The organism is Streptomyces sp. NPDC029216, assembly GCF_040648015.1.
Lineage (GTDB): Bacteria > Actinomycetota > Actinomycetes > Streptomycetales > Streptomycetaceae > Streptomyces.
This window is the reverse complement of sequence record NZ_JBEZWL010000022.1, coordinates 1-13,679: the sequence shown is the minus strand read 5'-3', so window position 1 is coordinate 13,679 and position 13,679 is coordinate 1. Positions and strand designations below refer to the sequence as shown.

13 protein-coding genes and 1 pseudogene are annotated in these 13,679 nt (G+C 74.3%); 9 read left to right on the top strand and 5 right to left on the bottom strand.

Translation table 11 applies throughout. The features are described 5' to 3' along the window. Nucleotides 1–69: 69 nt before the first annotated feature. Complete coding sequence (locus AB0F18_RS11605; protein WP_362057838.1) at nucleotides 70–1,146, bottom strand: mechanosensitive ion channel family protein; 1,077 nt, start codon at nucleotides 1,144–1,146, stop codon at nucleotides 70–72. A 248-nt stretch (nucleotides 1,147–1,394) separates the two neighbouring features. Between AB0F18_RS11605 and AB0F18_RS11600 the strand changes: the two genes are divergently transcribed. After that, a complete protein-coding gene (locus tag AB0F18_RS11600; protein ID WP_362057835.1) occupies nucleotides 1,395–1,943 on the top strand; it encodes an HNH endonuclease in 549 nt (182 codons plus the stop codon). Between the two features lie 25 nt (nucleotides 1,944–1,968). Here AB0F18_RS11600 and AB0F18_RS11595 read toward each other — a convergent pair whose 3' ends face one another. Then, complete coding sequence (locus tag AB0F18_RS11595; protein ID WP_362057832.1) at nucleotides 1,969–4,974, bottom strand: beta-N-acetylglucosaminidase domain-containing protein; 3,006 nt, start codon at nucleotides 4,972–4,974, stop codon at nucleotides 1,969–1,971. A 217-nt stretch (nucleotides 4,975–5,191) separates the two neighbouring features. Here AB0F18_RS11595 and AB0F18_RS11590 point away from each other — a divergent pair, with 217 nt between their 5' ends. The 3 genes from AB0F18_RS11590 to AB0F18_RS11580 are packed head-to-tail and all read left to right on the top strand — an operon-like array spanning nucleotide 5,192 to nucleotide 7,700. Then, complete coding sequence (locus AB0F18_RS11590; protein ID WP_362057991.1) at nucleotides 5,192–5,422, top strand: hypothetical protein; 231 nt, start codon at nucleotides 5,192–5,194, stop codon at nucleotides 5,420–5,422. A 17-nt stretch (nucleotides 5,423–5,439) separates the two neighbouring features. Further along, on the top strand, nucleotides 5,440–7,440 hold the full coding sequence (locus AB0F18_RS11585) for a 4-alpha-glucanotransferase (protein ID WP_362057829.1): 2,001 nt from the start codon (nucleotides 5,440–5,442) through the stop codon (nucleotides 7,438–7,440). 20 nt (nucleotides 7,441–7,460) lie between these two features. Beyond that, entirely contained in the window at nucleotides 7,461–7,700 is a 240-nt protein-coding gene (locus AB0F18_RS11580) for a hypothetical protein (RefSeq protein ID WP_362057826.1), read from the top strand. Nucleotides 7,701–7,830: 130 nt separating this feature from the next. Here the strand turns inward: AB0F18_RS11580 and AB0F18_RS11575 are convergent, their stop codons facing one another. Beyond that, nucleotides 7,831–8,343, bottom strand: coding sequence for a MarR family transcriptional regulator (locus tag AB0F18_RS11575; protein ID WP_362057823.1), 513 nt, complete (start codon nucleotides 8,341–8,343; stop codon nucleotides 7,831–7,833). A 166-nt stretch (nucleotides 8,344–8,509) separates the two neighbouring features. Here AB0F18_RS11575 and AB0F18_RS11570 point away from each other — a divergent pair, with 166 nt between their 5' ends. The 4 genes from AB0F18_RS11570 (at nucleotide 8,510) to AB0F18_RS11555 (ending at nucleotide 12,581) form a co-directional block, all read left to right on the top strand. Beyond that, complete coding sequence (locus AB0F18_RS11570; RefSeq protein ID WP_362057820.1) at nucleotides 8,510–9,439, top strand: EamA family transporter; 930 nt, start codon at nucleotides 8,510–8,512, stop codon at nucleotides 9,437–9,439. Between the two features lie 198 nt (nucleotides 9,440–9,637). After that, nucleotides 9,638–10,552: a DMT family transporter gene (locus AB0F18_RS11565; protein ID WP_362057967.1), complete on the top strand. Its 915-nt coding sequence runs from the start codon at nucleotides 9,638–9,640 to the stop codon at nucleotides 10,550–10,552. A 9-nt stretch (nucleotides 10,553–10,561) separates the two neighbouring features. Then, complete coding sequence (locus AB0F18_RS11560; RefSeq protein WP_362057817.1) at nucleotides 10,562–11,467, top strand: LysR substrate-binding domain-containing protein; 906 nt, start codon at nucleotides 10,562–10,564, stop codon at nucleotides 11,465–11,467. A 46-nt stretch (nucleotides 11,468–11,513) separates the two neighbouring features. Then, nucleotides 11,514–12,581, top strand: coding sequence for a MerR family transcriptional regulator (locus AB0F18_RS11555; RefSeq protein ID WP_362057814.1), 1,068 nt, complete (start codon nucleotides 11,514–11,516; stop codon nucleotides 12,579–12,581). A 41-nt stretch (nucleotides 12,582–12,622) separates the two neighbouring features. Here the strand turns inward: AB0F18_RS11555 and AB0F18_RS11550 are convergent. After that, a pseudogene (locus tag AB0F18_RS11550) lies at nucleotides 12,623–12,778 on the bottom strand (NUDIX domain-containing protein); the annotation flags it as partial. Then, nucleotides 12,765–13,235, bottom strand: a complete 471-nt coding sequence (locus AB0F18_RS11545) for a DUF5919 domain-containing protein (protein ID WP_362057811.1) — start codon at nucleotides 13,233–13,235, stop codon at nucleotides 12,765–12,767. The gene AB0F18_RS11545 and the pseudogene AB0F18_RS11550, both read right to left, overlap by 14 nt. A gap of 71 nt (nucleotides 13,236–13,306) precedes the next feature. On the opposite strand from AB0F18_RS11545, the gene AB0F18_RS11540 reads away from it, so the two are divergent. Beyond that, nucleotides 13,307–13,456, top strand: a complete 150-nt coding sequence (locus tag AB0F18_RS11540) for a hypothetical protein (protein ID WP_362057808.1) — start codon at nucleotides 13,307–13,309, stop codon at nucleotides 13,454–13,456. The last annotated feature ends 223 nt before the right edge of the window (nucleotides 13,457–13,679 follow it).

Below are 13,679 nucleotides of genomic sequence, written 5' to 3'. Positions count from 1 at the left end.
CGGCTGAGCCCTGTCAATGAAGCCGCCCCGCCGGAAGACCGGCGGGGCGGGAGCGGGGAACCGCTGGGGCTACTTGGGCAGCCGGGGCGTGACCGGCGGCGGGATCGGGGTCGTCGCCAGCGACTGCGGCGAGGCGGGATTGGCCAGCGCCGACATCGGGGCCACCGAGGCCGACGGGTCGGCGGGGGACTCCGCCTCGTCGGCGGCCGGCAGACCGCCGATGATCCGGATGCCGGCGGCGTCGAAGGCCTCCTTGATCCGCCAGCGCAGCTCGCGCTCCACGGCGAACTGCTGGCCCGGCATCGTCTTCGCCGACACCTTCACGGTCATCGAGGCCAGCAGCACCTCGTCCAGGCCCAGCACCTCCACCGGGCCCCACAGGCGCTCGTCCCACGGGGACTCCTTGGCGAAGGTGTCGGCCACCTCCTGCAGGATCGCGCGGATCCGGGCCAGGTCCTCGGCCGGCTTGACCTGCACGGCCACGCCCGCGGTCGCCCAGCCCTGGCTGAGGTTGCCGATGCGCTTGATCTCGCCGTTGCGGACGTACCAGATCTCACCGTTGTCGCCGCGCAGCTTGGTCACGCGCAGACCGACCTCGATCACCTCGCCGGAGGCCACGCCCGCGTCGATCTTGTCGCCGACGCCGTACTGGTCCTCCATGATCATGAACACGCCGGACAGGAAGTCCGTCACCAGGTTGCGGGCACCGAAACCGATCGCCACACCGGCCACACCGGCACTCGCCAGCAGCGGGGCCAGATCGATCTTCAGAGCCGCCAGCACCATCAGCGCGGCCGTGCCGAGGATCAGGAACGAGGCCACCGAACGCAGCACCGAGCCGATCGCCTCGGAGCGCTGGCGCCGCCGTTCGGCATTGACCAGGAGCCCGCCGAGCGCGGTGCCCTCGACGGCCTCCGCGCTGGTGTTCATCCTGCTTATCAGCTTGGTCAGGGCCTTGCGGACGACCGAGCGGAGCGCGGCCGCGATCACCACGATCAGCAGGATCCGCAGGCCGACGCTCAGCCAGGTGGCCCAGTTCTCCTCGATGAAGCTCGCGGCGTTGGTCACGCTCTCGGCGGCGTCGTCTGTCGTCGCTGCCAACGGGAGCAGGGTGGCGGGCGAGGGCACGGGGGAACCTCCAGGCATAGCGTCCTGCCCGCGGAAACGGAACGGGGTGTGCGGGCAGGCCTTCCACACTAACGGGGCGCGGGCCCGACCTCGTTGCCGTGTTCGAGGGAGAGACCGCGCTCACCTGGGGATGAAGGGAGTGTGGTTGAAAACACCTCGGGCCCGTTACCGGCGCGTGGTGGCGTTTCGACCAGCCGTAAGGGGAGACTGGAGAACAGATCGTCCCGGCGCGAGCCACGCGCCGCCGGCGTACAAGGAGGCAGTCCGTGCCGCACGTCCTGGTCCTCAACGCGTCGTACGAGCCCCTCGGCGTCGTACCGCTCCGCCGCGCGCTCGTCCTCGTCCTGGAGAACAAAGCCATCTCCCTGGAGGAATCCGGCGCCTTCCTGCACAGCGCGACGCAGGCCGTCCCCGCTCCCAGCGTGGTCCGGCTCAAGCGCTTCGTGCGGGTCCCCTACCGGGGGCCCGTTCCACTCACCCGCCGCGCGCTGTTCGCCCGCGACGGCGGCCGCTGCATGTACTGCGGGGCCGTCGCGACCAGCGTGGACCACGTCATCCCGCGCAGCCGCGGGGGCCAGCACGTCTGGGACAACGTGGTCGCCGCGTGCCGGCGCTGCAACCACGTGAAGGCGGACCGGCACCTGCTGGAACTGGGGTGGCGGCTACGGCACCAGCCGGCCCCGCCGTCGGGGCTGGCGTGGCGGATCATCGGCACGGGGCACCGGGATCCGCGGTGGATGCCGTATCTGCAGCCGTACGGGGCGGACGACGCGCTGGAGCGGATCGGAGCCCCGGCCGCGGCCGCCGCCTCCTGACGCGGGCGGCCTGGATGTCCGCCGGCTACGGCGTCACCGCGAAGGCCGTCGCGGACCACAGGCTGCAGCCGTAGCGCGTCGCGCGCCGGTCGCAGGTGACACGGAGGAAACGGGTGTCCGCGGCGGCCGGGTCCAGACGGACGGTGTCCGTGCCGCCCCGGGAGGAGACCGAGGCGGCCGGCCGCCAGGTGACGCCGTCCGCCGAGGTCTCCACCCGGTACGCCGACGGGTACGCCTCCTGCCAGTGCAGGTTCAGCAGTCCCACCCGCGCCGGAGCGGCCAGCTCCGCCTGCCACCACGCCCCGTCCACCGGCTTCGAGGACCATCGGGTGGCGTCCGAGCCGTCCACCGCCGCCGACGCCGGGAACCGTGCCGACTCGTCCCCCGAGGACGTGGCCCGGGCCGTGCGCAGCAGGTCCGGGCCACCGGTGCGGGGGACCGCCCGGACCGTGAGCGTGCGCACCTGGCCGTCGAAGGCGAGGGGGATCGCGTAGGTGCCGGGCGGCGTGGAGGCGGGGAGGCGGACCTCCACCGGGAGGGACAGCCGCGTCCCGCGCGGGAGCGTGACCTCGCCCGGGAGGCGCAGCTCGACGCCCGCCGGAGGGGGCCCGGACAGCGAGAGCGTGCCGCGGACCTCGCCGGGCCGGAGCGCCGACAGCTGCGCCGACACCGTCCGCGCGGCCCCGCCGATCTCCACGTCCACCCGGCCCCCGTCGGCCAGTTCGAACCCCGCCTGCGGCTCGTCCGCGAACCACGGGACCACCTGGTGGACCACCGGGGCCTCCCCGGCCCACGACAGCCGGACCGCGTCCGCCCGTACGCCGCCCGCGTCGGCCTGGGTCCACCCGGACCCCGCCGCCTCGCCGACGCGCCGCCAGCCCTCGCCCGGTACGTGCACCTCCACCGCCGCGCCCCGCGAGCCGGCCGTCAGCGGGTCGGTCATCACCGTGACCGTCGCCAGCGGGCGCGGCTCCTCCAGCCACACGGTCCACGCCCCCGGATCCTGCCGCACCGTCCCGGCCGGCCGGGACGCACCCGTCCAGGCGTCCGACTCCGCCGCGGCCTTCTCCAGGAAGGGGTTCAGCACCGAGGTGTCCACCCGCACCCCGTCCTGCTCCGCCAGCGCGCTCCGCGCCGCCGCCAGGTTCCGCGAGGCCTGCCAGGCGGCCGCCCCGTCACCCCGGGCCTCGGCCCGCAGCAGGTCCACCGCGAGCTCGCCCGCCGCCCCGTACCGGGAGAGCCGCTCCAGCCACGGGCCCGCCTCCCCGGAGAGGGACGGCAGCCGCGCCGGGGCCTCCTTCAGCACGGTGAACGCCGCGCGCAGCTTGTCCCCCGCGTTCTTGTCGCCGGCCGCGCGGGCCCGCCAGAACTCCTCGATCAGCGGCTTCAGGTACGCCGACTCCTCCAGCTTCAGCCCCGAGGAGGCCGTGTTCCCGGCCAGCGCGGCCAGCGCCGCCCGGGTCCGCTGGTCGGGGCCCGACAGGTCGCGCACCGCCGCCGCCCAGGACTCCCCGGGCCGGTACCCGCTCGGGTTCCAGGCGTAGTCGGCGGCCGTGAACAGCGGAATCCGCGACAGGGTGCCCTGCGGCATCGCGTTGGCCAGCACCGCCGCCGAACCGCCGGCCACCGCCGGATCGCGCCCCGCGTACGGGCCGAGGAAGATGCGGTCCGGGTCCCAGTCGTTGACCGGGTAGTTGTCCATCGTGACCAGGGGGTGCCCCAGCGCGGACCGCGCCCCGGCCAGCTCCTTGCCGGTGATGGTGCGCGGCACCACGCCCACGCCCGTCCAGGCCACCTCCACCCGCGGGTCCAGCGCCCCGGCCAGGGCCGTCCGGTAGGCGGTGGCGCCGTCCTGGAAGTACTCGGTCGGCAGCAGCGACAGCGGGGCCGCCCCCGGATGCAGCCCGGCCAGGTGCACCGCCAGTTCGCCCGCGACCTCCGCGTGCGCCTTCGCGGCCGCCGCGGGCCCCGTCCCGTACCGCACCCGGTCGGCCCGGCAGCCCCACTCGGCGTAGCTGACGTCCTGGAACTGGAGCTGGAACGCCCGGAAGCCCAGCTCCCACATGGCGTCCACCTTGCGCAGCAGCGCCGCCCGGTTCTCCGCCGACGCCAGGCACATGGACTGCCCCGGGGACACCGCCCAGCCCAGCGTCACGTGGTTGGCGCGGGCCCGCTCGGCCAGCGCCCGGAACTCCTCGCGGGCCGCCGCCGGGTACTCCTCGCGCCAGGCCGTCGTCCGGTACGGGTCGTCACCGGGCGCCAGCAGCAGCCGGTTCTGCTTGGTGCGGCCCAGGAAGTCCAGCTGCGCGAGCCGCTGCCCATGGCTCCACGGCTGCCCGTAGAACCCCTCGGTGACCCCGCGCACCGGCGCGATGGGCCAGTCCCGCACCAGCATCCCGGGCACCTTGCCGCCCCCGGCCGCCAGCAGCTGACGCAGCGTCTGCGCGGCGTGGAACAGCCCGTCCCCGCCCACCCCGGCCAGCGCGACCGTGTCCCGGCCGCCGGTCCTGCCCACCGCGAGCCGGTAGCCGCCCTCGGGCAGGTCCCCGGCCGGGGCCGCGCCGAGCGCCCGCAGCGCCACCTCCGCGTCCGGCCCCTGGAGCCGTACGACCAGCGCCCCTTCGGGCAGCACCGCCCCCGGCGGCCGGTCGTGCAGGGTCCGTACGCCGGCCGCGCGCAGGGCGGTGCGCACGACGTCCACGGCGTACGGGTCCACGCCGCCCGGCGCCACCAGCACCGCCTCCGCCGCCACCGGCACCTCGCGCGCCGGATCCGCCGACGCCGACTGCGGCCGGGGCCACACCGCCGGACCCTCGGCGGGGGCTCGCGGAACGTCGTAGGCGGGGTCGAGGAGCGGTCCGGAGCCACCGGAGGCCACCGGAGCCGACCCGCCGTCGGGGCGCGGCACGGCCGGGGACTTGGGCGTGGCGGCCAGCATGCCCTCGGGGACCGAGGCCACCGCCCCGCCCAGCAGCGAGCCTATGACGGCGACCGCCGCGGCCGTGCTCCGCTTCCTGCCCCTGAGCTGCACGGAGCCTCCCCGTCCCGAGTCGTCCCCCGCCCGTACGAATGACCCCGAGCCCACCACCCGTGCGGCTGAAGTGTCAATGCGGGTGGGGTGATCTGACCAAGATCGGCCAGGAATGCGGTGCCCCGGACTGGGTATGGCTGCGGTGTTCGACGCAGGTGTTGCATGGGCGGATCCGACCGGCAGCCCCAGGCCCGAAGCACCGCACGAGGGAGCCCCCATGAACCCCCGCACCGCCCCGCCCGCCGCCCGTAGCCGTGCCCCGCTCGCCCATCTGCCCGTGCAGTCGGGCCCGGCGGACGTGCCCCCCGCCGGTGGATCCCCGTTGTCCGGGTGCGCGGACGCGCCGCTGACCAGTGAGACCCCGCTGCCCGGTGCGGCGTACGCCCCGCTGACCAGTGAGACCCCGCTCGTGCACGAGGCCCCGCTCACGAGCGAGGCGATTTCCTAGCCCCTTCAGCCCCAAGGATGCAGATGGACGACCTCGCCCGGCTCGCGGCCCTCTACGGCGTCGCCACCTCCTACCAGCCCGCCGAGGACGTCACCGTCCCGGTGCCCCCGGCGACGGTCCGCGCCGTGCTCGGCCTGATGGGCGTCCCCGTCGACACCCCCGAGGACGTACGGCAGACGGCCGCCTCCGCCGAACGGGAGGCGGCCGGGCGGCTGCTCCCGCCGACCCTGGTCCAGTGGCGGGACGAGCCCGCGCCCGCGGCCCTGGCCGCGCTGCCGGCCGGGACCCGGCTGCGGGTGACCCTGGAGGACGGGGCGGGGGAGGCCGCGTGGGACCTCCGGCTGCCCTACGGGGTGCACCGGCTGACCGCCGAGACGCCCGACGGCCGCACCGCCGGGGCCACCCTGATCGTGGCCCCGGAGCGGGCCCCGGCGGCCCCGGACCGGGCCCACGGGCTGCTCGTCCAGCTGTACTCGCTGCTCTCGGAGCGCTCCTGGGGCATGGGAGACCTCGGCGACCTCGCGGAACTGGCCCGTTGGGCCGCCGACACCCACGGCGCCGGGTTCATCCAGGTCAACCCGCTGCACTCGGCCGTCCCCGGCACCCCCACCGACCCCTCCCCGTACCGGCCGTCCTCCCGCCGCTTCCCCGACCCGGTGTACCTGCGCGTCGAGGACCTGCCCGAGTGGGAGGGCTGCCCGGACCGCGAGGCCCTCGCCGAACTGGCCGCGCGGGGCGGGGAGCTGCGCCGCGAGGTGCTGGAGAAGGGCGCCCTGATCGACCGGGACGCCGTGTGGGCCCTCAAGCGGGCCGCCCTGGAGCTGCTGTACTCCGTTCCGCGCACCCCCGCCCGGGAGGCCGCGTACCGGGCGTTCCGCGCCGCCCAGGGGCAGGGGCTCGACCTGCACGCCGCCTGGTGCGCGGCCGCCGTCGGGGAGGACCCCGAGGAGCGGGCCGACTTCCACGCCTGGCTGGTCTGGCTGACGGACACCCAGCTGACCGCCGCCCAGCGGGCCGCCCGGGAGGCCGGGATGGAGGTGGGCATCGTGCACGACCTGGCCGTCGGCGTGCATCCGGAGGGCTCGGACGCCCGTACCGGCCCCTTCCACGCCCGGCGGGTCTCCGTCGGCGCCCCGCCGGACGCCTTCAACGCGCGCGGCCAGGACTGGGGGCTGCCGCCCTGGCGGCCCGACGCCCTGGAGGCCGCCGCGTACGCCCCGTTCCGGGCGCTGCTGCGCGGGGTGTTCCGGTACGCGGGCGCGGTCCGCGTCGACCACGTCATGGGCCTGTTCCGGCTCTGGTGGATCCCGGAGGGGGCCCCGCCCGCCGAGGGCACGTACGTCTCCTACGACGGCGAGGCCATGCTCGCCGTGCTGGTCCTGGAGGCCCACCGGGCGGGCGCCCTGGTCGTCGGCGAGGACCTCGGGACGGTCGAGCCCCGGGTCCGGCGCGCGCTGGCCCGGCGCGGGATCCTCGGCACCTCCGTGCTCTGGTTCGAGCGCGACTGGTCCGGGGACGGGCAGCCGCTCGCCCCCGGGGCCTGGCGGGCCGACTGCCTGGCCACCGCCACCACCCACGACCTGCCGCCCACCGCCGCGAAGCTGGCCGGCACCCACGTCGAACTCCGCGACCGGCTGGGCCTGCTGACCCGCCCCGTGGAGGAGGAGCGGGCCGAGGACGCCGCCGACACCGCGCAGTGGCTGCGGGTGCTGGACGGGCTGGGGCTGGAGGCCAAGGACGAGGAGGGCGCCGTACGGGCCCTGTACGCCTTCCTGCTGCGCACGCCCGCCCGGCTGGTCGGGGTGTGGCTGCCGGACGCGGTGGGGGACCGGCGGCCGCAGAACCTGCCGGGCACCTGGGACCAGTACCCCAACTGGCGGCTTCCGGTGGCCGACGCGTCGGGCCGGCCGCTGACCCTGGAGGCCCTGACGGCCTCGCCCCGGGCGAACGCCCTGCTGGGCGCGGTGCGGGAGGGCGCGCGGACCCGTACGGCACCCCCGGGCGCGCGCCCGCTTTAGGTGTTCGCTACGTTTGCACCGTGGACAAGAAGAACGCTCTGCGCGCCGGCGCCGTCTCGGCCGGAACGACGCTGATGATGCTGCTGATGACGTCTCCCGCCCTCGCGCTCACGCGCGACGACGGCGACGACCCGGGCAAGGGACTGGGCATCGGCGAGACGCTCGGCCTGTACGTGGCCCTGCCGATCGTGATCTTCCTGGTCATCGCGGGTCTCGTGATGGTCGGCGACAAGTCGCGCAAGCAGCCGAAGCAGGGCTGACCCGCCCCCGGGCGGTCCCACAACTCCAGCACTTCCGGGCGCCGGAGGTCCGCGGAGCCGGCGTGAGCCGGTCCCGTAGCGGCCTCCGGCGCCTTGGCGTACCCGCAGGCGGGGCGCCCGGCCGGTGGCCTCAGGAGGGCATGTCGGCCAGGAGCTTGCGGAGCAGCCCGCCGAGCGCCTCGACCTCCTCGGGGTCGAGGTGCGCCAGGCCGGCCCGGTTCACCTCGATGCCGGCGGAGACGGCCTCGTCCACGAGGGCGAGGCCCCGGTCGGTGAGGGTCACCTGGAGCCCGCGCCGGTCGTGCGGATCGGGGCTGCGGGTCAGCAGCCCGGCCTTCTCCAGCTTGTCCAGGCGCCCGGTCATCCCGCCCGTCGTGAGCATCAGCGTGGCCGACAGCTCGCGGGGGGAGAGCGTGTACGGGCTTCCGGATCGCCGCAGGGTGGCGATGACGTCGAACTCCCCGCGGGACACCCCGTGGCGGTTGTACGCCCGCTCCACCGCGTCGCCCATGGCCTTGGAGATCCGGTAGATCCTGCCGAAGACGGCCATCGGCGTGGTGTCCAGGTCGGGGCGCACCGCGTGCCACTGGTCGGTGATCGCGTCGACGGCGTCCTTGTCGGTGTCCTTCTTCAGAGCGGTCATACCCACAAGTATCGGCTTCCGTTTACTCACCCACAAGAAAGTAGCTTGCCAACAAGTAGCTTAGTGCTAAGCTACTTACGAGCGACCTACTCGGGAGGCGAGATCCCCGGGTAGGTCGCGCTCAAAGCCCGCCGCCCGCCCTACCTCACCTGCCCGAGGAGTGACCGTGAACCGTGTCACCACGATCGTCCTGACCGCACTCGCCCCCGTCTCCTGGGGCTCGACCTACTTCGTCGCCAGTGAGCTGCTGCCGCCGGACCGGCCGCTCTTCACCGGCGCGATGCGGGCCCTGCCCGCGGGTCTCCTGCTGGTCGCGCTCTCCCGGACGCTCCCCAAGGGCGCCTGGTGGTGGAAGTCGGCGGTCCTCGGCACCCTCAACATCGGCGCCTTCTTCCCCCTCCTCTTCCTCGCCGCCTACCGCCTCCCCGGCGGTGTCGCCGCCGTACTCGGCGCCGCCGGCCCGCTGTTCGTCGTCGGCCTGGCCGCCCTGCTGCTGGGGGAGCGGGCCAAGCTGCGCAACGTCCTCGCCGCGATCGTCGCCGCCCTCGGCGTGAGCATGGTGGTACTGACCTCCCAGGCCCGGCTCGACCTCGTCGGCGTCATCGCCGGCATCGTCTCCTCGGCCTCCATGGGCGCCGGCACCGTGATGACCAAGCGCTGGGGACGCCCCGAGGGTGTCGGCCCGCTGGCCGTGACCGGCTGGCAGCTCACCGCGGGCGGACTGGTCATCATCCCGATCGCCGCCCTGGTCGAGGGCGCCCCGCCCGCCCTCGACGGCAAGGCCTTCCTCGGCTACGGCTACATGATGCTGATCAACACGGGCGCCGCCTACTTCCTCTGGTTCCGCGGCATCGGCAAGCTCTCGGCCACCTCGGTCACCCTGCTCGGCCCGCTCTCCCCGCTCACCGCCGCCGTCATCGGCTGGGCCGCACTCGGCCAGGCGCTGACCCCCGTCCAGGTGCTGGGCATGGCGATCGCCTTCGGAGCCACCGTCTTCGGCCAGCTCCCGGGCCGGGCCGCGAAGACGGAGCCGGCCGCGGCGGAGGCCCCCGCGGAGCTGCCGCCGGTCGAGGCCCCCAAGGTCAAGCTCGCCTGAGCCGCCCAGCCCCCTCAGCTCCCCCGGTCCTCGGGAGGTCGGACATCCGACCCCGAGGACCTTTCGTTTTTACTGAACCAACCCATCGAAATCTTTCGATGGACCTGGAAGGTCGAGGGATGCGACGGTAAGCGCACCACAACCGACGAATCCCGGAGGGGGACACCAGAAGTGGCCGTCACGGACCGCGCCCGGACCATGTCACAGCAGGACCGGCAGCCCACGGCCGGCACCGGGAAGAAGGGGGCCGTAGGACTCGGCGTCCTCCTCGCCCTGCTGGCCACGGTCGTCTGGTCGGGCAGCTTCGTCGCCACCCGCGGTATGGCCGGGACCGTCCCCCCGGTCCAGGCCGTCTTCTGGCGCTGGATCATCGCCGCCCTCGCGGTCACCCCCTTCGCCGCCCGCCAGGCCTGGCAGCAGCGGACACTGATCCGCAGGCACATCGGCTACATCGGCCTCGCCACCCTCTTCGGCGTCACCCTCTACAACACCCTCGTCCACCAGGCCGGGCTGACCACCTCCGCCTCCAACATGGGCACGATCATGGCGGCTTCGCCGGTCATCATGGCCCTGTACGCCCGCCTCGGCGGCGAACGGCTCGGCGCCCGCCGCGTCTTCGGAATGCTGCTCGCGGCCCTGGGCGTCCTGCTGCTGGTCGGCGACGGCTCCCCGAGCCTCGACTTCGGAGCCGGCGACCTGTGGATGTTCGCCGCCGCCCTCTCCTTCGCCACCTACAGCGCGCTCCTCAAGCGCAAGCCCGCCGAGATCGGCGGACTGGCGTTCCTGCTCACCACCTTCGTGCTCGGCGCACTGATGCTGGCCCCCGCCTACGCGGTCTCCCTCACCGTCCAGGGCGGCTTCGAGGCCACCGCCGGCACCGTCGGCCCGCTCCTCTACGTCGGCGTCTTCTCCTCCGCCGTCGCCTTCTTCGCCTGGAACAAGGCCGTCTCCGTCATCGGCGCCGCCCGCGCCGGCGTCGTCTACTACCTCCAGCCGGTCTGCGTCGCCGCCCTGGGCCTCCTGCTCCTCGGCGAACGCACCAGCCCCACCCAGCTCCTGTGCATGGCCCTGATCCTGGGCGGGGTCGCTCTGGGCAGCGCGGTCCGCCGGTAGTTTCACCGTGTGACCGACTGGGACATCAAGAAGCTGCGGATCCTGCGGACCCTGGCCGACCGGGGCACCGTGACCGCCACGGCCGAGGCGCTGCACATGACGCCCTCGGCCGTTTCGCAGCAACTGACCAACCTCTCCCGGCAGCTGGGCGTGGTGCTGCTGGAGGCGCAGGGCCGGGGCGTCCGCCTCACCGACGCGGCCCACCTCGTCCTGCGCCACGCCGAGGCCGTCTTCGCGCAGCTGGAGCGGGCCGGCGCCGAACTGGCGGGGTACCGGGCGGGCGAGACCGGGCAGGTCCGGGTCGGTGCCTTCTCCACCGCGGTGCCCGCCCTCGTCGTCCCCGCCGTGGCCGCCCTCCGACGGACCCACCCCGGCGTGGAGGTGCGCGTACGGGAGGCCGAGGCGGCGGAGTCCTACGAGCTGCTGTCCGCAGGGGCGGTGGACCTCGCCGTCTCGCTGGCCGCGCACGCCCCCACGGCCCGGGACCCGCGCTTCACCCGGATCCCGCTGCTGGCCGACCCGCTGGACGTGGCCCTCCCGCCGGACCACCGGCTGGCCGCGGCCCCCGGCCTGCGCCTGGCGGACCTCTCCGCGGAACCGTGGATCTACGGGGGTTCCGGCCCCTGGTCGGAGATCACCCAGGCCGCGTGCGAGGCGGCCGGCTTCGTCCCCGAACAGGCCCACTCGGCCGCCGGCTGGACCGCCATCCTGGCCCTCGTCGAAGCGGGCATGGGCGTCGCGCTGATCCCCCGCATGGCGGTGGGCCGGGCCACCGGAGTCACGGTCCGCCCGCTCCCGCACGACCGCCCGACCCGCCACGTCATCGCCGCCACCCGCCGCGGCGGCGACACGGCCCCCGCCGTCTCCCGCGTCCTCGACGCCCTGCGCGAGGCCGCCGGACCGGGCGGATGTTGACCCTCGACCTGGTGCAGGGACCACAGTGACGGGCGTGGAGAACGCGATGCGCAGTATCGGCGAGACGGCCCGCGACAGCGGCCTGGGCGTGAGCGCCCTGCGGTTCTACGACCGGGCCGGCGTGCTCGTTCCGGCCCGCGTGGACCCGGTCAGCGGCTACCGCTGGTACGGCCCCGAGCAGGTGGAGGAGGCCCGCCTGCTGGCCCGGCTGCGCCGGGCGGGCATGCCGCTGGCCGACATCCGGCTCGTCCTGGCCGGCTGGCCCGGCCGGGACAGCGGGCTCGTACGGCAGCTGTTCGAGGCCCACCTGCGCCGGCTCGAACGCGGCCTGGCCGAGGCGCGCAGCGAGTTCTCCACGGTCCGCTCGCTCTTCGACCGCAAGGAGAACCCCATGACCCCGCACGCCCAGGTGTCCGTTCCGGCCCCCGCACTGGCCGCCGCCTTCGACTCCGTCCGCTTCGCCGCCGGCACCGACCCCGAACTGCCCGCCCTCGGCGGAGTCCTCTTCGACCTCGACGGGGAGACCCTGCACCTGGTGGCCACCGACCGCCACCGCATGGCCCTCGCACAGCTCCGCACCGCCGGGCACGAGGGGCCCCGCACCCGGTTCGTCGTCCCCTCCCCGCTCGCCGACGCGATGCGGGCGCTGCTCACCGACGGCACCACCGCGCTCCTCACCGTGGACGGCGACCGGGTGACCCTGGAGGCCGGGGACCGCCAGACCGCCGGCACGTGCCCGGACCACGACTTCCCCGACTACCGGCGCCTGGTCCGGCTGCCCGAAGGCCGCCGTGCCCTCGTCGACGTACCGGCCTTCCGCACCGCCCTGGAGAACGGGCCCGTGGTGGCGGGGGAGACGCACACCGGCAGCCCCTGCGACCTCAGCCTGCTCACGGTGGCCGACGGAGAACTGGTCCTCTGCGAGGACGGCGACGGTGACGGCGACCCGGACCGGGTCGCCGTCAACCGCGCCTACCTCCTGGAGGCCCTCACCGCCGGGGCCACGGACCGCCTGCTCCTGGAACTCGGCACCCCCACGGCCCCCCTGGCCGTCCGCCGCCCCGACGACGAGACGGCCTTCTCCCTCCTGATGCCGGTCCGCCTCACGGACTGACCACCACCCGGCCCAGGACCGTCAGGCGCTGCCGGCCCTCACCGGATCCTGCCGCCGGGAAGGGCCCACATCCCGTTGTCGGTGCGGCGCTGGAGCAACACTCGCCCGTCGCCGTCCACCACGACAGCGGAGGCGGCGGGCACGAGGCTGTTGGCCGGCGGTGCGCTGGGGTCGTCTTCGTCATCACGCCTGGGCATTGCCCTCCCTGATGTCACGGCCACGGCCCCAGAGTTCCTCGACGTGTTCGGAGAACCGGTCGAACATGCCGTCCGCCTGGCGGCGTCGCAGATGGAGCATGGGGGAATCGTGCCCCACGTGGCGGGCCAGGATGGGTGTCACGATCATCTCGTCATCGAACCTGAACACCGAGAGGTTCACATGACCCGTCTCAAACCGGCTCTCGATTACCGCGACATCGCTCAGCTTCGCCAGCTCGTCCAAGGTCACAGCGATGCGAGTCGAGAGCGTCAGTGGTACTCCTTCCTCTGCTTCGCGGGCTGCGGTCACGGGGCTGGCAGGATCTCCGATGAGGAATCGGACGCGGCACCCGCTCAAGGCCTTCCGGCGCAGGGCGCCAGCGAAGTTGGCCTGCTCCAGCCACAGGAAGTAATTGGTGTATCCGGCGAACACGAGATCGTGCTGAGCCTTTGTCACCAGGGAGCGCCACAGGCTGGAAGGAGCAACAAACGGAGTGGTAACGCCCACACGTGGGGCCCACGATCGGCTTGACGCCGACTGAATCGGAGGCCTGGATGGAACTGGCCTACATTCGCGCCGCCTCGGGCCGCGAGTTCACCACTGCCGCCGCCAACGTCCTGCCCGCCTATGACCCGCCCCAGACCGGCCGCACACGCCGCAACGAGGGCAGCGCGTAGCGATCTGACGCGTACGAAGGCCCCGCTGGGCAGGCCAAGGGGGCCGGATGCCCGACCCGGCAGCCCCCGACCACCTCGCCTGCTCGCGGAGGGAGCCGCACGCCCAAGGAAGAACCGGCCCGTTCTTCTGGGGGTTTCCCGGCAGTCCTTGTCTTTCCGGGGCGGGTCGGGCTGTCAAGGGTGGCCGAAGGCCATCGCGAAGCGACGCGACCGAAGGGAGCGC